20 protein-coding genes and 1 riboswitch are annotated in these 17,393 nt (G+C 34.9%); of the genes, 15 read left to right on the forward strand and 5 right to left on the reverse strand.

From position 1 onward, the window contains the following. The first annotated feature begins 2 nt into the window (after positions 1 to 2). The 4 genes from ACK1U5_RS02085 (at position 3) to ACK1U5_RS02100 (ending at position 4,094) form a co-directional block, all read left to right on the forward strand. Positions 3 to 881: an energy-coupling factor transporter transmembrane component T gene (locus ACK1U5_RS02085; protein WP_044584695.1), complete on the forward strand. Its 879-nt coding sequence runs from the start codon at positions 3 to 5 to the stop codon at positions 879 to 881. After that, entirely contained in the window at positions 854 to 2,515 is a 1,662-nt protein-coding gene (locus ACK1U5_RS02090; RefSeq protein WP_061139082.1) for an ABC transporter ATP-binding protein, read from the forward strand. The genes ACK1U5_RS02085 and ACK1U5_RS02090 overlap by 28 nt, the downstream gene beginning before the upstream one ends. Next, the gene (locus ACK1U5_RS02095; protein ID WP_000044901.1) at positions 2,488 to 3,189 is read left to right on the forward strand and encodes an ECF transporter S component; all 702 of its coding nucleotides are present in this window, start codon (positions 2,488 to 2,490) and stop codon (positions 3,187 to 3,189) included. The genes ACK1U5_RS02090 and ACK1U5_RS02095 overlap by 28 nt, the downstream gene beginning before the upstream one ends. Before the next feature lie 182 nt (positions 3,190 to 3,371). Then, a complete protein-coding gene (locus ACK1U5_RS02100) occupies positions 3,372 to 4,094 on the forward strand; it encodes a YwiC-like family protein (protein ID WP_000779978.1) in 723 nt (240 codons plus the stop codon). A 30-nt stretch (positions 4,095 to 4,124) separates the two neighbouring features. On the opposite strand, the gene ACK1U5_RS02105 is transcribed toward ACK1U5_RS02100, so the two are convergent. Then, positions 4,125 to 4,316: a hypothetical protein gene (locus ACK1U5_RS02105; protein ID WP_000554032.1), complete on the reverse strand. Its 192-nt coding sequence runs from the start codon at positions 4,314 to 4,316 to the stop codon at positions 4,125 to 4,127. Between the two features lie 122 nt (positions 4,317 to 4,438). Then, positions 4,439 to 4,537: riboswitch (SAM riboswitch) on the forward strand. A gap of 100 nt (positions 4,538 to 4,637) precedes the next feature. Between ACK1U5_RS02105 and ACK1U5_RS02110 the strand changes: the two genes are divergently transcribed. The 4 genes from ACK1U5_RS02110 (at position 4,638) to ACK1U5_RS02125 (ending at position 6,496) form a co-directional block, all read left to right on the forward strand. Next, the gene (locus ACK1U5_RS02110; RefSeq protein ID WP_000171476.1) at positions 4,638 to 4,895 is read left to right on the forward strand and encodes a hypothetical protein; all 258 of its coding nucleotides are present in this window, start codon (positions 4,638 to 4,640) and stop codon (positions 4,893 to 4,895) included. 262 nt (positions 4,896 to 5,157) lie between these two features. After that, the gene (locus tag ACK1U5_RS02115) at positions 5,158 to 5,547 is read left to right on the forward strand and encodes an SWIM zinc finger family protein (protein ID WP_000271521.1); all 390 of its coding nucleotides are present in this window, start codon (positions 5,158 to 5,160) and stop codon (positions 5,545 to 5,547) included. 23 nt (positions 5,548 to 5,570) lie between these two features. Next, the gene (locus tag ACK1U5_RS02120) at positions 5,571 to 6,146 is read left to right on the forward strand and encodes an NAD(P)H-dependent oxidoreductase (RefSeq protein WP_448814763.1); all 576 of its coding nucleotides are present in this window, start codon (positions 5,571 to 5,573) and stop codon (positions 6,144 to 6,146) included. Beyond that, positions 6,143 to 6,496 (forward strand): group-specific protein, encoded by a 354-nt coding sequence (locus ACK1U5_RS02125; RefSeq protein WP_069604649.1) that lies wholly within the window; start codon positions 6,143 to 6,145, stop codon positions 6,494 to 6,496. The genes ACK1U5_RS02120 and ACK1U5_RS02125 overlap by 4 nt, the downstream gene beginning before the upstream one ends. Before the next feature lie 40 nt (positions 6,497 to 6,536). Here the strand turns inward: ACK1U5_RS02125 and ACK1U5_RS02130 are convergent, their stop codons facing one another. Then, the gene (locus ACK1U5_RS02130) at positions 6,537 to 7,883 is read right to left on the reverse strand and encodes a short-chain fatty acid transporter (RefSeq protein ID WP_069604648.1); all 1,347 of its coding nucleotides are present in this window, start codon (positions 7,881 to 7,883) and stop codon (positions 6,537 to 6,539) included. A 347-nt stretch (positions 7,884 to 8,230) separates the two neighbouring features. Here ACK1U5_RS02130 and ACK1U5_RS02135 point away from each other — a divergent pair, with 347 nt between their 5' ends. After that, positions 8,231 to 8,713, forward strand: a complete 483-nt coding sequence (locus ACK1U5_RS02135) for a hypothetical protein (RefSeq protein WP_000597312.1) — start codon at positions 8,231 to 8,233, stop codon at positions 8,711 to 8,713. Positions 8,714 to 8,859: 146 nt separating this feature from the next. Here the strand turns inward: ACK1U5_RS02135 and ACK1U5_RS02140 are convergent, their stop codons facing one another. From ACK1U5_RS02140 to ACK1U5_RS02150, 3 genes are all read right to left on the reverse strand, one after another. Then, complete coding sequence (locus tag ACK1U5_RS02140) at positions 8,860 to 10,119, reverse strand: serine hydrolase domain-containing protein (protein WP_044584690.1); 1,260 nt, start codon at positions 10,117 to 10,119, stop codon at positions 8,860 to 8,862. A 100-nt stretch (positions 10,120 to 10,219) separates the two neighbouring features. Continuing rightward, positions 10,220 to 11,419, reverse strand: coding sequence for an MFS transporter (locus tag ACK1U5_RS02145; RefSeq protein ID WP_001190318.1), 1,200 nt, complete (start codon positions 11,417 to 11,419; stop codon positions 10,220 to 10,222). Between the two features lie 15 nt (positions 11,420 to 11,434). Then, the gene (locus ACK1U5_RS02150) at positions 11,435 to 11,851 is read right to left on the reverse strand and encodes a MarR family winged helix-turn-helix transcriptional regulator (RefSeq protein ID WP_000343675.1); all 417 of its coding nucleotides are present in this window, start codon (positions 11,849 to 11,851) and stop codon (positions 11,435 to 11,437) included. 189 nt (positions 11,852 to 12,040) lie between these two features. Here ACK1U5_RS02150 and phaZ point away from each other — a divergent pair, with 189 nt between their 5' ends. The 6 genes from phaZ to ACK1U5_RS02180 all read left to right on the forward strand — a co-directional run bounded on the left by phaZ (position 12,041) and on the right by ACK1U5_RS02180 (position 17,349). After that, on the forward strand, positions 12,041 to 12,943 hold the full coding sequence (gene phaZ, locus ACK1U5_RS02155; RefSeq protein WP_069604647.1) for an intracellular short-chain-length polyhydroxyalkanoate depolymerase: 903 nt from the start codon (positions 12,041 to 12,043) through the stop codon (positions 12,941 to 12,943). Positions 12,944 to 13,003: 60 nt separating this feature from the next. Next, positions 13,004 to 13,237, forward strand: a complete 234-nt coding sequence (locus tag ACK1U5_RS02160; protein ID WP_000554161.1) for a hypothetical protein — start codon at positions 13,004 to 13,006, stop codon at positions 13,235 to 13,237. Positions 13,238 to 13,354: 117 nt separating this feature from the next. Continuing rightward, the gene (locus ACK1U5_RS02165; RefSeq protein WP_000062798.1) at positions 13,355 to 14,551 is read left to right on the forward strand and encodes an MFS transporter; all 1,197 of its coding nucleotides are present in this window, start codon (positions 13,355 to 13,357) and stop codon (positions 14,549 to 14,551) included. Further along, on the forward strand, positions 14,535 to 14,735 hold the full coding sequence (locus tag ACK1U5_RS02170; RefSeq protein ID WP_000166303.1) for an NETI motif-containing protein: 201 nt from the start codon (positions 14,535 to 14,537) through the stop codon (positions 14,733 to 14,735). Before ACK1U5_RS02165 ends, ACK1U5_RS02170 begins: the two co-directional genes overlap by 17 nt. A gap of 598 nt (positions 14,736 to 15,333) precedes the next feature. Further along, positions 15,334 to 16,569, forward strand: coding sequence for a CapA family protein (locus ACK1U5_RS02175; RefSeq protein WP_069604646.1), 1,236 nt, complete (start codon positions 15,334 to 15,336; stop codon positions 16,567 to 16,569). A gap of 48 nt (positions 16,570 to 16,617) precedes the next feature. Further along, positions 16,618 to 17,349, forward strand: coding sequence for a M15 family metallopeptidase (locus ACK1U5_RS02180; RefSeq protein WP_000241986.1), 732 nt, complete (start codon positions 16,618 to 16,620; stop codon positions 17,347 to 17,349). Positions 17,350 to 17,393: the final 44 nt, after the last annotated feature.

A 17,393-nucleotide genomic window follows, 5' to 3' on the forward strand; every position in this document is an offset into this window, starting at 1 on the left:
CTATGAAAATAAGTTTTTCTTCTTTACATCCTTTTGTGAATTTTTTCTATTATATCGGGGTGATGATACTATGTACGATGTGTCTTCATCCTCTTTTTTTAATTGGAGCAATAGTATTAATTATTATGTTAAATGTGATGCAAGGAAATAGCGAAAAGATAAGAAAGATGCTACCGAGCACAATTGTTTTCTTCTTTATGGTAATTTTATTTAATTCGTTATTAACGCATAGAGGTCGAACTACGTTATTTTGGTTAGGTGATAGCCGTATTAAGCTTGAGGCGATTATGTTTGGAATAGTAATGGGGTTATTACTAGTTGCAGTTATGTTTACGTTTGCGTCATACAATGATATTATTTCCAGTCATAAATTTTTATATTTGTTTTCAAGAATTTCACCGAAAGTTGCATTGTTAACGATGATTACAGTGAGATTTGTTCCTTTGTTTATGAGGCGATTAAAGAAAATCACACTCGTTCAAAAGACGAAAGGTGTGCAGGTAGATTCAGGTTCGATAATTGAACGCGTCAAAAATGGTATGCAATTGCTGCAAGTATTATTAATTTGTTCATTAGAAGATGCACTGCAAACGGCAGATTCTATGCAAGCTCGTGGATTTGGTGTAACGAAGCGTACGACGTATATTCGCTATAGAATGGAAAGGCGCGATTGGTATACGCTCAGTTATTTAATCATTTTATTTATAGCTGCTATTATATGTAGTAATTATGGCGGGGGGAAATTGATTATTTATCCGAAAGTCGAATCGATTCTATTTCAGCAATACGATGGGATGATGTTTGTCGTATTAACGATGTTTATTAGTTTACCAATCATAATGGAAGGGAGAGAATGGATATGGTGGCGCATGCAGAAATAAACAATTTATCATTTGTATATGCTGATGAAAACGAATACGCGTTACAGCATATTTCTCTTTCTGTTCAAAAAGGTGAGTTTATTGCACTTGCTGGAGGATCGGGATCTGGGAAGACGACTTTATTAAAACATTTTAAAAAGGAGTTACTTCCAATTGGTACGCGTTCTGGAGAGATATTTTATGAGGGTGTTTTAATAGAGGAAGTAGCTGATTTGTTATCTGCCCAAGAAATTGGGATGGTATTTCAAAACCCAGAAAATCAGATCGTTATGGATACAGTGATTCAAGAATTAGCATTTTCTTTAGAAAATATCGGATTACCATCACATATTATTCAAAAAAGAATAGCAGAGCTTATTAGCTTTTTAGGATTTCAAGATTTATTGCATCAATCTGTTCACACGTTATCTGGTGGGCAAAAGCAACTTGTTAATTTAGCTGCGGTATTAGTTATGCAGCCGAAATTGCTATTATTAGATGAACCGACAGCGCAGTTAGATCCAATCGCTGCAAAAGAGTTTTTAGGATTATTAAAACGGATTAATGAAGAACTTGGAATTACGATTATTTTAAGTGAACATCGTTTAGATGAAGTTATCCCGCTTGCAACACGCGTTGTTTGTATGGATAATGGCCGTATTATGTATGATGGTAGTCCTAAAATTGTTATTACGGATATGTGGGGAGTAGAAACATTCCGTCCATTTATTCCGCAAATTCCAAGGCTATTTTTAGAGTGGAATGTGAGAGATATTCCGTTTACAGTGCGAGAGGCGCAAATGAAAATGAATGATTTTGCAGCGATATCATATGTAAATGAGCCAATAGCACAAAGTGAAAAGCAAGAGGTAATTTTAAGCGCAGAGCATATTTCGTTCCAATATGAAAAAAATAGTCCGCTTATTTTACGTGATTTATCAGTTTCGATTGAAAAAGGAAAATGGGTAGCGCTCGTTGGGAAGAACGGTACAGGTAAGTCTACACTGTTAACGATTTTAGCAGGATTACAAAAAGCGAGAAGAGGGAAAGTAAAGTGGAACGGAAAAGTGATACATAAAATTGATTCGAAAGAACGATTTAAAAGTATTGGGTATGTATCGCAGCATCCGTATTATCATTTTACATTTGATACAGTATGGGACGAGGTTTATGAACGTGCACGTGAATTATACGGAGAACAAGGAAAAGAAATAGCAGAAGATAGGCTAAAACAGTTTTGGTTGTATTCGCTTAAAGAACGCCATCCGCACGATTGTAGCGGAGGAGAGCAACAATTACTTGCGTTATGTACGACGTTATTATCAAAGCCGACTTTATTATTACTGGATGAACCGACAAAGGGGTTAGATCCATGGAAGAAAGAAAGAGTAGGAGAGCTATTTAGGAAGCTACAAAAAGAAGGAACAACAATTGTAATGGCGACGCATGACATTGAATTTGCAGCGAAATACGTTGATCAATGTATGATGTTATTTGATGGAACAGTCATTATGAATGATGCACCGAAAGAATTTTTTAGCGGCAACTTCTTTTATACAACATCTATTAACCGATTCATTCGAAAAGAATTGCCATATGCATTAACGTGGGAGGATGTGTACGAAGCTTGTCCAAACGATATGTTGCATTCATAATATGTATCTTTGCAGTAATAATCGGCACATTACTCTTTACGACACTTGTCATGGACGGTTATTACATGTTAAGTAGTTTGTTTATATTAGCGGTTATTATGTTACCTTTCTATATCCGTTTTGAAAGAAAGGCGTTTGTTTCACGTGAAATTGTTCTCGTTGCTGTATTAGCGGCAATTGCAGCAGTAAGCCGGGTGCCATTTTCTATTTTACCAAGTGTACAACCAACTTCTTTTGTCATTATCGTTTCTGCAATTGTATTTGGAAGTGAAACTGGTTTTATGATTGGTGCTACAGCAGCAATCGTATCTAATATTTTTTTAGGACAAGGTCCATGGACACCGTGGCAAATGTTTTCGTGGGGTATGATTGGTTTTATAGCAGGTTTACTTCGTAATACATTTTTTATGAAAAAGCTATGGGGAAGACTTCTTTACGGAGTAATTGTTGGCTTTTTATTTGGCTGGATTATGAATTTCTGGGGCCTTCTCGGTTTTATACGAGAAGCAACGTGGGAAACTGTCATTTCGTATTATATCGCAAGTTTTTACTTTGATTTGAGCCATGCGATTTCGAATGTTATTTTCTTATTACTATTTAGTACTTCATGGATTACGATTCTTACAAGATTTAAAAAGAAATACGGTATATTAGATGAGCATAACGTGACATAGAAAAGCATACTCATATAAGGTAGGGTCGCGACTTACATATTCGTTTGCCTCTTTCATGCTTCTTACATATTGTAAGGAGCATTTTTTTGTCAAAAAATCGATTTAATATACATCCGTTATTATATAAAATTATTTGTATAATGGTAGGTGAGAACTTTTTTCAAAAGGGAGGTGTATAGTTAATGAAGTTAGTTATTCCGAAGCAACATGGTGCATGGGCTATGCTTGTTATTCCTTTTTTATTAAGTGTCATACTTGGGAAACCTACTATTTATCATATTCCATTGTTTTTAGCGTGGTTTTTTATCTATTTAGCCACGTATCCATTTCTTACATACATAAAGCAAAGACGAAAAAAAGAGTTTTTACAAGCTGCCATTGTTTATTTCAGCATTGCGTTCCTATTTGGGATGATTTCTTTATTATATGAGTGGCGAATTCTTTTATTCGTAATAGTAATGATTCCATTATTTATAGTGAATATGTATTACGCTCGTCAAAAAAATGAAAGAGCACTATTAAATGATATTTGTGCGATTATTGTGTTTTGTATCGGTGGATTAATTAGTTATTCCTTTTCAATGAAGCAAATCGATCATACAGCTATATTCATTGCACTTATTTCATTTTTATACTTTTTAGGTAGTACGTTCTATGTGAAAACGATGATTCGTGAAAAAAATAACCCGAAGTATCGTCTTATATCTTGGGGATATCATATCGTATTAACAATAATCATATTTGTGATTAATCCCTGGTGTTCTCTTATTTTTATACCAAGTGTCATTCGAGCAATTGTGTTGTATGGCAAAAAAATTTCTATTATAAAAGTAGGAATTTTAGAAATTGCTAATTCTGTATATTTTTTAATTATAACGGCAATAATTATGAAGTATGCCATTTGAAAAAACTTCCCATCAATTGATGGGAAGTTTTTAATCTTTTTCTAAAATGTGAACGGTGTACTCGCAACGTTGAATAGCTTGTTCAACAGCATAAAGTGATTGTTCAATACGAGCGCGATTAAAATCTTTTTCAACTGTTTCGAGCGCTTCTTCTAAACAATTTTTAGCTTCTTGTAATGATTGAAAAGAATCTTGTACATATCCGCGAGCATTTTGATGCATTTCATAATCCTCCTTGCGTGTTCGTATATGGGTAGTATGAACAGTAAGGAAGAAAATATAATTTGTTATATTTATTTGACAATTAAAGTGGAATTACGTATAGTAAGAATTAAGTGAATATTTTCTTATCCAGAGAGGTGGAGGGACTGGCCCGATGAAACCCAGCAACCGCGATGCAGGTGCTAATTCCAGCAGAACATATTTGTTCTGGGAGATAAGACGAAGATATATACGTAACTTCTTCTTATCGGAGAGGTTTTTTTATTGCAAAAAAACCGATTACGAAAATTTATATTAAGAAGAAAGGGGTTGCGCATTACTGTGACACTCGAAAAATACGTAAAACTGCGTAGTACAGTTTATGAATATATGATAGAGCAAGATAAGCCGATATCATTGTTAGATATTCAAGAACATATCGTTTCGCATCATGAAGGAAAATTCACGAAAAAGATGTTGCATCAATTTTATTTATCAAGATTATTAGACGAACTAAAACTGGATGGGAAAATTACATTAGCTGATGAATATCTCTATGCTGAAAAAGGGGTATTGTATAAGGCGAGAAAAGGGAGCTAAGCTCTCTTTTTTTCTTAAAATAACGGAGTATGTAGAGTAAAAGACTGCTAAAGCAGCCTGATACAGGGAATGGTGTTGAGTGTGTAGTGTCAAAAATTGAATGTGCCTGAAAGAGGCAATTCATATCGGCTGCAAATGAAAAGAGACACCTTCGCCGAATAGGTGTCAGTCGTTTTGTCATATAGACTTGCTATTTGACAGTTATTAGAATAACATACAGGATTTTTGAAGTCAAAAGGGAATTAAAGGAAGGGGTACAATTATGTACGCTTACTTATTAAAAGATATAACGAAATGGATCCCAAAGTACATTGTAGATAAGGGATATGAATATTATGAAGATGGACATGTAGAAGATGTTGAAATACATGATAAAAAAGTGTTTGCTTTCGTTACTGGAAATGCAGGAAATTATGAAGTAGTTATCGATCTCGAAGATTTTTCAGAAAGTAGCTGCGAATGTCCATATGAGAATCTTTGTAAGCATATGGCGGCAGTTGTTTATGATATTCAAGGTGCTGGTGAGAGTGCAGTTAAAGAGAAACTGAAAGATTTAGAAAAAGAAGAATTACTTATATTATTGAATCGATTATTGCAAAGTTCGAAAAACGTGCAAATTGTAGAGAAGATGTTAAAGAAGGAGAAACTTTAATGTATAGAGGGAGTTGTTATGTAGTGAACGTACTAATTGTATACGCTCATCCTAATCCTTCAAGTTTTAACGCGGCGATTTTCAATCATGTGCAAAAAGGACTACCGGAAACAAATCATTCAGTTACGCTGCTTGATTTATACAAAGAACAATTTGATCCAGTCCTCGTATTTAATGAAGAGAAGAAAAGACGTGATTTAGTAAATGAAGAAGAAACAGCTCGGTACAGAACGTTAGTAGAAGAAGTAGATACACTTTTATTCATCTATCCAATATGGTGGTGGGGGATGCCAGCAATTTTAAAAGGATTTATCGATCGTATTTTCGTAGCTGGATTTGCTTATAAATATGAAGGGGCTCTGTCGAAAGGATTATTGCAAGGGAAAAAAGCATGGGTTATTAATAAGTTAGACTCGCCCCTATGGTACGTCGCACTATTATATCGATCAGCAGATTGGATTATGATGAAGAGAGGTGTTTTACGTTTTTGTGGCATTCGCGATATAAAACGTTCAGTGTTTCAATCTGTGAAAACGAGTAAAGTATCAAAGCGTGAAAAATGGTTATTACAAATAGAAGAAAAGGCTCGTACATTATGAATGAAGTCGACCGTATTATAAACTGTATTCAGTATGACGGCGAACTTTTTCGGAAGTATGTTACGTGTTTACTTCAATTGAAAAAATGTAGTAAAACATTTCAGCAAATTCAAATAGAGTTAAGAAATGACTACTTGATAAGAGGAATTTGTGAAAGAGAAGTTGATGAGGTAGTACGGGGAAGTAAAGAATATGAAACATATTTTCTTCCTAAAGCGTTACAGTGGAATTTTTTGAGTGAACATCTACACTTGATCGGAAAAATTTGCGAAGATTTTTTTGCATTTGAGTCATTACATCTTACGGAGATAGAGTGGGAGAAGATTATAAATTGCATGGGAAATAAGTGATTTATTATGTAAAAAAGCTAGTATAAAACTAGCTTTTCGTTTAAATAAATAAGAAGCATAGACTAATGATAAAACCCGCATATAGTAAGTTCACAACACAAAATCCCATAATGTCACGAGCACCTAAACCAGCTATCGCTAATGCTGGTAATGCCCAGAAAGGTTGAATTAAATTCGTCCAAGCATCGCCCCATGCAATTGCCATTGCTGTTTTTGCAGCAGGTACACCAAGTTCAGCGCCAGCTGGAATCATAATTGGTGCTTGCACAGCCCATTGACCGCCGCCAGATGGAACGAAAATGTTAACAATGCCAGCACTTAAAAATGTAAAGAGCGGAAAAGTCGTTTCATTTGAAATGCTAATAAAGAAATTAGAAATAGCTCCTCCAAGTGAAAGTCCTTCACTATTTGCTCCAATCATCATGCCCATAATTCCTGCGTAAAACGGAAATTGAAGTAAAATGCCAGAAGCACTTTTCGTAGAGTCTGAAAAAGCGCGAATATACTGAATCGGAGTACTGTGGAAAATAAGACCTGCAATTAATAACATGAAAATCACGATATCGAGAGTAAGGTTAAAACCTTTCGTATAAAAGTAATTGAAAATATAAATGAGACCTAACAATCCAACGAAAAGTGTAATAATAATGCTATTTTCCATCTTTTCAGCGAATGTATTTTTTTCTACTTCTTGAGCAGCGGCTTCTTCATGGAACACGCTAGGATCTACAGTGATCGTATGTTTTTCATCTGGATGCATCGCCTTATTAATGAGAGGCATCGTAATGAGAAAAATAATAACTGGAACGAGAGCGTATGGTGAGAATAACGTTTCTGTTATTGGAATCGCCTCTTTAATACTTCCAGCAGTCGTTTTAATTAACGTTTCACCGCCTGTTGCTAACGTAAGAGGGATAGAGGCAGAAAGACCCGCATGCCAAATGAGAAATCCAGAGTAAGAAGAGGCGATTGCTAGTCTATAATCTAATCCGTCCAGCTGCCTTGCCACTTCTTTTGCGTATAAAACAGATACAACAATTCCAAAGCCCCAGTTTATGTATGCACCAAGTAAACTTACAATTGAAATGGCAATAATGCCTTGTCCATTCGTTTTTGGTAGTCTGGCAGCTTTCGTTAATCCCTTTTTAATAAGAGGAGCATTTGCTAAAGCAGATCCAGTCACGAGTACAAGTGCCATTTGCATAGAAAAGGCGAGGAGTCCCCAAATTCCATTACCCCAGTGATTAATCATTTCTACAGGGGTTTGGTGAGTCGCAAACATACCAAAGAAGATAACAAAAACAGTTAGTAAACATGATAAAATAAACGGTTCTGGCAAGAAGCGTTGCACTAAGGCGACGCAACCATTTGTAAAGGAACGAAACAAAATAGATCAGCCTCCTTATGTATATGTATTACAATTATTCGAGGTTGTTTGGGAGATAACCTCTAATATAAAGAAAATTCAGATATTTATAGGGTGATAATTTATTGATAGGTTGATATAGAGCCTTGTATCAGATTCTGCTTTTAATATACTAGAAGAAAACGGTTGGAAATGGGGTAGCACTTATAGGGATAGTATAGAGAAAGGTTACTAGCTGGCTTCAAAGCAACTGTTGCAAAGGGAGAGGAGATTCAATACAATAGTGTTGTATTACATGAGAAATATGTTTTAGCACAAATCTAGCTAAAAATGTTTATACAAATACATTTAAAATTGATGGGGGAATTATGATCAAAAGTTTTTATCTTTTAAAGCCTAAAATGTTTACGGCAGATATGTATTATAAAGTTTTTATTACAGGTGACTGTATATATTTTATAAAGATTGGCGGACAGTTTCATAGTCGACATGCTTATAAAAAACAATTACCTGGTATTTCAGAGCTATTGTTTTTGCTCTGGTTCAAAAAAATTGAGAAAAAACAATTAAACTTAGAAACTGAAATAGATACAAAAATACATACTGGCGATGTACATGAACTCTTGCAATTAAAGAATAACTTTTCAATTGAAATAAATACAATTGAAGAGGTAGTATTAAATAAACGAGGAACGTTTCATACAGGTTTTAATGATAATGGAACAATTTCCTTTATGTTAAAAAATGGTCAAAAAATAAAGTTCATCATCCCGGAAGAAACTTTATTTTCATCTATAGAAGAAATTTTCGACCAATATGAACAGACAATCTTTGTAAGGGAAGTGTTTTAACGAATTCTCCAAAAGGTGTGGATGTATTAGTTAAACACTTAATTAAACATGTAAACTGCTTATATAAATTTTGATAGGCGTGTTTTAAGCAGTTATTCTTTCAGTATCTTCTAATATGTAAATATCCCAACAAGAAAAAGCTTCCACTACTGTGGAAGCTTTTCTAAATAATGTGCAATAGCAACATACATATTTGAGTAAACCGAATGTATTTCATTACTTGGCGTTGCGTTAGAAGAGAAGTGGGCGATTACCATATTTGCTTTCGGATCGATGTAAAGTGTTTGTCCGTAACTACCTAACACTTCACAAGCACCTTGTTCATTGTGCGGAATCCACCATTGATTATGATAAGAAATGGAAGCTCCAGGGCCAATTGCAAGTTCACCTTCTTGGACATTTTTTATATCTTCAGTAATAGAAGAAGGGAGAATTTGTTTTCCATTATATTCCCCGTTGTTTAATAGTAATTGCCCAAATCTCGCCATATCTCTAGCAGTTGCATTTAATCCAGCACTAGCTTGTTCTACTTTTGTTTCATCTGTAACGTAATACGCGTTTTCTTCCATACCAATTTGAGACCAAATTCGTTCGCTTACATTTTCAGCTAGTGATTTACCAGTAATAGTTCTAATAATCCAAGCGAGCGTTTCTGTTGATCCGTTATTGTAAGAAAAGGAAGAACCAGGCGGTGCAGTTTCTTCGGCTTCTCGTAACATATCATAAATTTTCATCGGACCGTCGTAGTTTTTGCCGCGGGGTAAAATATTGCTAGCTAAATATAATTGTGCATCTTGATTTTCTAGCCCAGGCTGCTCATATCCGTGGGTCGGGTATTCTGCTGACACTTGCATGTCCATTAATTGCTGAAGTGTGGCATTACCGAACGGTGTGTTTTTTAATTCTTTTATGTAAGTGTCAGCTGTTTTTTCTAAGTCAATACGTTTTTCTTCAGCGAGAGATTGTATAATTGCCCCGGTAAAGACTTTTGCTAATGATGCCATACCATGAGGTTCATTCTGTTTATACCCATTGAAATATCGTTCGTAAACAAGTTGTCCATTATGTACAACGACAAAAGCATCTGTTTTGTTATCGTCTAAAAGTTTTTTTAGAGGAGTTGTATTTCCGAATCTACGCTCCACAGCAAAATCGTCTAAGTTTTGCAATGCGGAAGGGAAGTGAGCAATTTGGTCAGGATTGTTTTTTACGTTATTAACTAAAGTGAATTCTTTCATATGGGTATATGACCAACGTAAGTAAGGGTCATTTAACCAGTTTTCTTTTGTCACATTATGTTTTGATGGGGTCGTTTTATTTTGTTTGAAGTAAGTAAACCCAAGCCCTGTAATTACAAATATGAATGTTAGTATAAGTAAGAGTAGGGGAGATTTTTTTAGTTTCATATATGGCCCTCCTTTTTATTTCTACTATAAGTATACGCTCGTCTTGAAAGAAATACAAAATAAGGAAAGTAAACGGGGAAGTTTACTTTCCTTATTAACGTTAAGCGGAAATTTTTCCGTCTGTAGGTTGTTTCTTGAATTTTTGTTTTCGTCCGTGTAATCCATAATATAAAAGTAAAGTGAACGCAACGATAATAGCTGCGATAAAATACATATTATGATAACTGGATTTCGCTGCGACAATACCTAAAATGAAAGAACCAAAGCCAATACCACTATCAAAGAATGAGAAATACGTAGCTGTCGCAGAACCACGTCTATGGTTTGGAGCGGCAGAAATCGCAATCGTTTGGAAACTCGGAATTAATGTTCCGTAACCTAAACCGATTAGCATACCTGCGCCAAGGAACCAAAATGAAGTTTGTGCTTGGCTTAATATGAACATTCCGATTGTGAAAATAATGATAGCAGGGTAAACGAGTACATTTTCACCGAAGCGATCAAAAATCTTTCCTGTAAATGGACGAGAAATGACAACAACAAGTGCGTATAAAATAAAGAAGTAACTTGCAATTTCACTTAAACCGAGTTCTTTCGCATAAATAGGAATAAAGGATAAAATACCACTATAAGAAAAGGCTAAAACAAATCCTGTAAGTGCAATTGGAATAGAAGATGGTTCGATTAAGTCTTTCCATTTCATTTTTTCACGTTTTTGTTTGCTAACAGGTGCTTCGTGTGGAATATCTACAAGTAGTCCTAATAAAAATGCAAGTAATGAAAATACGGAACAAACGATAAATAACACAGTAAACGAAAAATGAGAAATAATTGTTAAACCTAAAAAAGGACCAATTACCATCGGCAGACTCATAAATACGCCGAAATATGCAAGTGCTTCGCCTCGTCGATGAGCTGGCGCAACATCAGTTACGATCGTACCAGTAGCTGTCGTTGCCATCCCGAACCCAATACCGTGTAAGAAGCGAAGGGCAAGTAATAAGAATAAACTTTGCGCACCGAAATACATAACAGTAGCGGCTAAAAATAATGAAAGTGAAATAAATAATATTTTCTTTCTTCCTAAATCATCGAGCCATTTTCCTGTGAATGGTCTACATAAAACAGAAGAAATAAGAAACACAGTTGCAACTAAACCAATTTCCTCAGGTTTTCCTTTTAGGCCGTCTATTACATAGACAGGTAGAGTAGTCATAAGCATGTAAAATGTTAAGAAGAGAAATAGACTACTAAAACAAGTTCCGAGGAAATCCTTCGTCCAAAGTTTCTCACTTTGCATCGTCATCCCTCCAATTTAATCTAAATTTTTAATAATTTGTTGTAACACTTGAAATGCTTGATGTAAATCATCTTCGTTAATACCTTCTAGCGTTTTTTCTTCGAAAGTATCAACTTCTTCTTGCCATATTGGAATCATCTTTATCGCTGTTTCGGATAAAGAAATGAGCTTCTCACGGCGATCTTTACCTTCTGTACGAATAATCCATCCCATCGTTTCCATACGTGTTAACGTACGAGTCATCGTTGGTGATTCAACATTTAAATACTGGCACAATTCTGTTTGCGTACAAGAACCAGTTTGATTAATGCGGAAAATAACAGCCCATTGCGCACTAAATAACCCTGTTGGAGATACACGTTCATTAAATTTCTTCGTAAACTTTCGAGAAGTCTGGCTGACGATGTGAAAAAAATGTTGTTTTTCGTCCATGTATTTTGATCCTTTCAAATTAGTTACCTAGCTAACTATATACTTTTTTATAATAATTGTCTAGTAATAGACATGTTGATTTATGTAAAAAATTCTTATAGGTTTTATGTTGCGAACGTACATTCTACGTGCTATTCTTTAATTAAGTAAAGAATTTTCTTTCTATTAAATAGAATGGGGGAACTTGTGATGATTAAGCCTGCAACAATGGAGTTTGTTTCACTATCGAACGGAGAAACGATTGCATATCAGGAAGTTGGAAGGCGAAATACAGATATTCTTGTACTCATTCACGGGAACATGACATCGTCACAACATTGGGATTTAGTTATTGAAAAGTTGCAAGATCAATACCATATTTACGCTCTTGATTTAAGAGGGTTTGGACAATCAACGTATAATCAATCGATAGATTCATTACAAGACTTTGCAGAAGATGTAAAATTATTTATCGACGAGTTAAAGCTAGAGAAATTCTCATTAATGGGCTGGTCAATGGGCGGTGGCGTTGCGATGCAATTTACAGCGAATCACCCAAATTTTGTAGAAAAGTTAATTTTAGTAGAATCAGTAGGAATGAAAGGTTACCCAATCTTTAAAAAAGATACGAATGGGCAGCCAATTGTATCAAGTTTAGTAAAGACGAAAGAAGAAATTGCGCAAGATCCAGTACAAATTACTCCAGTATTAGACGCGATAAAAAATATGAACAAACTATATTACCGTACAGTATGGAATCTATTAATATATACACATAATCAACCTGAACCGGACCGTTATGAAAAGTATTTAGATGATATGTTAACGCAACGTAATTTCGTAGATGTGAATTATGCGCTCATTACATTTAATATTTCAGATGAACATAATGGGGTTGTAGAGGGAAGTAAGCAAATTCATCGTATTAAAGCGCCAACACTCGTCATACAAGGTGATAGAGATTATGTCGTACCCCAAGTAGTCGGTGAGGAATTAGCGAAACATTTGCCAAATGCAGAGTTGAAGGTATTAGAAGATTGCGGACACTCGCCGTTTATTGATTGTTTAGATGTATTTATAAAACATGTAGAGGATTGGTTAGAACAGAAATAATCCCCGAAATGAAAGGTATTGCATATACTATAACATTGTAGGTAAAAGGGGAGATTATCAATGCATCAACCATTTTTCATCGCTTATTCGCCATATAATCATTACGCATATACAAAAATGATGATAAACCCGCTGTATATGCAAGTTTCGCCAGCTGTAGTTCCTTTACAAATGCAATATCCGCAGCCACCAATCGCTAACGCACAGCAATACTTATATGAAACTGCTTTTTATAAACATCCATACTTTAAGCAATTTCATAACAATGTGAAAGCACAAGTTTGGGAAGGATAAGGTAACAAGCTAAAAGATTCATTCTTTTAGCTTGTTTTTTATTGCGAATATTCGTACACGCATTTGCAGAAACAGTTTATAATGAAAAGTGGAAGCGTGAGAAGGAGAGGGAAAGGGATGTCAATGCGTTTTACTTTTTGGATTATGGTTGGGATTGTAGCAATCTCGGGTTTATCACAAGGAATGCTCTTACCGGCCATTGCAATGATTTTTGAACAAGAAGGGGTTAGTTCAAGTATTAATGGTATTCATGCGACGGCATTGTACATTGGGATATTAGTCATTTCGCCGTTTCTTGAAAAACCGATGCAAAGGTTTGGAATGAAGCCGATTATTGTTATAGGTGGGTTTCTCGTTATTATTTCATTATTCTTTTTTACACAAACATTTTCGTTTTGGGTATGGTTTATCCTTAGATTTCTAGTTGGAGTCGGAGATCATATGCTTCATGTCGGAACACAAACGTGGATCACGACAACATCAGACCCAAGTAAAATAGGGAGACAAGTATCGATATACGGTGTATTCTTCGGAATTGGTTTTGCCGTTGGCCCGTATTTAGCAAGCACTGTGCAGTACGGTCTTGCAACGCCATTTATTATATCTACTATACTTTGTCTAATAGGTTGGCTTTTACTACTTCCAACAAAAAATGCATTCCCAGCGCAAGATGAAAGAGAAGTAAAGAGTGAATCATCATTTTCTCGTTATAAACAAGTTGTTGGATTAGGATGGATTGCACTGCTAGGACCACTTGCATATGGCGTACTTGAAGCAATGCTAAACAGTAACTTACCAGTATACGCACTTCGTAAAGGGTGGTCTGTTTCAGATGTATCCTTCTTATTACCAGCATTTGCAGTTGGGGGTATTATTACACAAATTCCGCTCGGTATATTGAGTGATAAATACGGAAGGGACCGTATATTAACGTGGACGTTTAGCATAAGTACGGGCATTTTTCTACTTGCCGCCGTATTTGATCAATATTACTGGATCGTCTTTGCCTGCATGCTTTTAGCGGGTATGGTTATTGGATCGTGCTTCTCTTTAGGGCTTGGATTTATGACTGATTTATTACCGAGACATTTACTACCGGCAGGTAATATATTATCCGGAATCGCTTTTAGTTTAGGAAGTATTATGGGACCTGTATTAGGCGGCGTATTTATAGAAAAAATACAGTATACAAGCTTTTTTATTGCGGTTATGATTATAATGGGAATTCTCGCAATGTTATATATGGTCTACATGAAAAATCAATTTGCATCAAGAAAAATAGAAAGTAGGTTAGGGCATGACAAAACAACCTAATAAAAAGAAATTTGAAGTACTTGAAAATGAAACAATTACAGACTGCTTAGCACGTATGGAACAAGAAGGCTACGCTCCGTCTCGTCGTATGGAAGAGCCAATCTTTCATGAAGTAAAAAAAGACGGCAAAACAGTAGTTGAACCGTGCGGTAGGAAGATTGTTTTTGAAGGGAAATTGAAGTAATCCAATAACAAATTCTCTTTATAGTATAGAGCCATCCAATAGTTGGGTGGCTTGTTTTTTTATTAATCAATGCAGGAATTGAATAGAATGAATCTCTCGTTCATTTCTCCTAATGGGCTTCTTTATATGGGACAAAAGATTGCTACTTTTTTCGTATATTGGTAAAATAAGTTCTTGGGTCTTACTTATTGTTATCGGTATAATGTTTGTCGCTTGAATGAAAGAAATTAGTTACAAAAATTTCGCACTATGTAAAGGGGTACAGCAACGATCCCTTTTTTGGAGGCACCTTAAACATAAAGCGAGAGAAGAGGCTATATGAACGATTCTCCTATCTTGTTTAAATATTAAACGAGTTATTGCAATTGGAATAGGTATATCAAACTAGTCGACATCCTGATGGATCATCTTTTTCTAGTAACCTATCACTTCTGATGGAATCGATAGATTGCTAGAAAGCGGAAAACAATTATTAGTATATTCCGAAGCAGGTGTAACAGAGTGTCCTTCCATAATTAAGGGTAAAACCAAAATACGTTGTTTTAAAGAATGATTTGTTAGAACTGGTTATAAGGAATAAAACAGAAAAGAGGATCACATGTTAGATACTTTACAGAGAAGTAAAAAGTTTTTTTTAGTATGTCTTATTTTTTTAGTGCTTTTAACCGCTTGTGGTAATACAGATGTTAAGACGTCTAAAGCTTCATTACCACCGGCTGAATCCAATATAGATACATCGTTAAAAGCACCGAATTGGGTAGATAAAAGTCCTATCCAACAGTCTCCTAATTTTACGGAAGACAAAAAAGTACAATCGGTTGTGAATTTAATAGCTACGGGTGATAATTTATATCATGACGCAGTAATTAAAGATGGCAAACAAAAAGACGGTTCATATGATTATAATTATATTTATGAAAATATCAAAAAAGCTGTTAAATCAAGTGATCTTGCTATAGTGAACCAGGAGACTCCGATTGCCGGAAATAATTTAAAAGTACAGGGATATCCGACTTTCAATACACCTGAAGAAGTAGGCCAATCTTTAGTGGACACTGGATTCAATATAGTGACGCAAGCGACAAATCACGCTATGGATATGGGTATTAAAGGTGTTGCGAATACAAGAGAATACTGGAAGAAATATCCGGATGTTATCCCGGTAGGTATTAATGAGAGTAAAAACGAGCGTAATGAAATAAAAACGATTACAAAAAATGGTATTCGTTTTGCGTTACTAAATTATACATATGGTACGAATGGAATTAAAATTCCAGCTGATAAGCCTTGGGCTTTAAATTTAATTGATAAAAAAGCGATACAAAATGATGTGGAAAAGGCAAAGAGTAGCTCTGATATGGTGATTGTTATGGTGCATTGGGGAGTAGAATATACCTCAACACCTTCAAAGCAACAAAAAGAAGTTGCTCAATATTTAACAGATTTAGGTGTAGATGTAGTAATTGGAAATCATCCACATGTAATTCAACCAATTGAGTGGAAACAAAATAAAGATGGACATGAAACGCTAATCTATTATTCTCTTGGAAATCTTATTTCTGCGCAAGAAAAATTAGAAACATTAGTTGGAGGATTATCTTATGTACAATTTGTTAAGTATGAAGATAAAACTTTTGGTATACGACAAGCGGCAATCGTACCGACAGTAACCGACTATGCCGATGGTAAGAAACAATTTAAAATTCAATTTTTAAAAGATTATTCGGATGAAAATTCTAAAAAACATGGAATTAAAAAATTTGTCGGCCCCGTTTCTTTGAAGGATTTCAAGGAGATTCCTAGAGACGTGTTGGGAAATTGGTATAAAGACTAATAAACAAAAAGGGAATGAGATACAATTAAGAAATTTATAATTTTAGCATTGGTATTAGCAATGGGATGGAGTCTTGCTGCTTGTAGTGGAAAACAAACATCTCAGGCAACTACTAATAATAACGATAAAAATAAAAATGAAATACATGCGAAGAAAAAAGATGTTTTACCTATCTCTGATGTTAATGATTGGAGAATTATCCTTGTAAATAGAGAGCATATGTTATCAAAGGAACTAGGAATTGAATTAACAAGTATCACTCAAAATGCGAAGCCAAATATGAAAATAGATAGTAGAATTGCAACTTCCTATCAGGATATGGTAGCAGCTGCAAAAAAAGAGGGAATCAATCTTTATTTAAGATCAGGTTATCGAGCTATAAAATTACAACAAACTTATTATGATGCTTCAGTTAAAAGCTATAAATCTCAAGGTTTGTCGGATAAAGAGGCTAGTGCTAAGGCATTGGAATATCTTCAGTATCCTGGTGCAAGTGAACATCATACTGGATTAGCGTTAGACATTATTTCAGTTGAATGGCAAAATACTGTAGAAGATTTAAATGCAAAATTTGAAACTACCGATGCATTCAAATGGTTAGATAAGAATGCTGCAGAATATGGGTTTACTCTCCGCTATCCAAAAGATAAAGAGAATATTACTGGCATTAAGTATGAGCCATGGCACTATCGTTATGTAGGAAAAGAAGTTGCCGTTTATCTAAAAGAAAAAGGGTTAACTTTAGAAGAATATAACGAAAAAATTAAGTCTGGTAAGTAAAAATATGCTTTAATTTTATTAAATATTATGCACTGCTACAAGAA

This window comes from Bacillus sp. XB1, from assembly GCF_053557995.1.

What these genes read in the sequence shown, in the direction of transcription:
- ACK1U5_RS02170 (WP_000166303.1), top strand. Translation starts at nt 14,535, where the DNA reads ATGACAAAACAACCTAATAAAAAGAAATTTGAAGTACTTGAAAATGAA.
- ACK1U5_RS02140 (WP_044584690.1), bottom strand. Translation starts at nt 10,119, where the DNA reads ATGAAACTAAAAAAATCTCCCCTACTCTTACTTATACTAACATTCATA.
- ACK1U5_RS02090 (WP_061139082.1), top strand. Translation starts at nt 854, where the DNA reads ATGGATATGGTGGCGCATGCAGAAATAAACAATTTATCATTTGTATAT.
- ACK1U5_RS02175 (WP_069604646.1), top strand. Translation starts at nt 15,334, where the DNA reads ATGTTAGATACTTTACAGAGAAGTAAAAAGTTTTTTTTAGTATGTCTT.
- ACK1U5_RS02115 (WP_000271521.1), top strand. Translation starts at nt 5,158, where the DNA reads ATGTACGCTTACTTATTAAAAGATATAACGAAATGGATCCCAAAGTAC.
- ACK1U5_RS02125 (WP_069604649.1), top strand. Translation starts at nt 6,143, where the DNA reads ATGAATGAAGTCGACCGTATTATAAACTGTATTCAGTATGACGGCGAA.
- ACK1U5_RS02100 (WP_000779978.1), top strand. Translation starts at nt 3,372, where the DNA reads ATGAAGTTAGTTATTCCGAAGCAACATGGTGCATGGGCTATGCTTGTT.
- ACK1U5_RS02145 (WP_001190318.1), bottom strand. Translation starts at nt 11,419, where the DNA reads ATGCAAAGTGAGAAACTTTGGACGAAGGATTTCCTCGGAACTTGTTTT.
- ACK1U5_RS02105 (WP_000554032.1), bottom strand. Translation starts at nt 4,316, where the DNA reads ATGCATCAAAATGCTCGCGGATATGTACAAGATTCTTTTCAATCATTA.
- ACK1U5_RS02085 (WP_044584695.1), top strand. Translation starts at nt 3, where the DNA reads ATGAAAATAAGTTTTTCTTCTTTACATCCTTTTGTGAATTTTTTCTAT.
- ACK1U5_RS02135 (WP_000597312.1), top strand. Translation starts at nt 8,231, where the DNA reads ATGATCAAAAGTTTTTATCTTTTAAAGCCTAAAATGTTTACGGCAGAT.
- ACK1U5_RS02160 (WP_000554161.1), top strand. Translation starts at nt 13,004, where the DNA reads ATGCATCAACCATTTTTCATCGCTTATTCGCCATATAATCATTACGCA.
- ACK1U5_RS02150 (WP_000343675.1), bottom strand. Translation starts at nt 11,851, where the DNA reads ATGGACGAAAAACAACATTTTTTTCACATCGTCAGCCAGACTTCTCGA.
- ACK1U5_RS02165 (WP_000062798.1), top strand. Translation starts at nt 13,355, where the DNA reads ATGTCAATGCGTTTTACTTTTTGGATTATGGTTGGGATTGTAGCAATC.
- phaZ (WP_069604647.1), top strand. Translation starts at nt 12,041, where the DNA reads ATGATTAAGCCTGCAACAATGGAGTTTGTTTCACTATCGAACGGAGAA.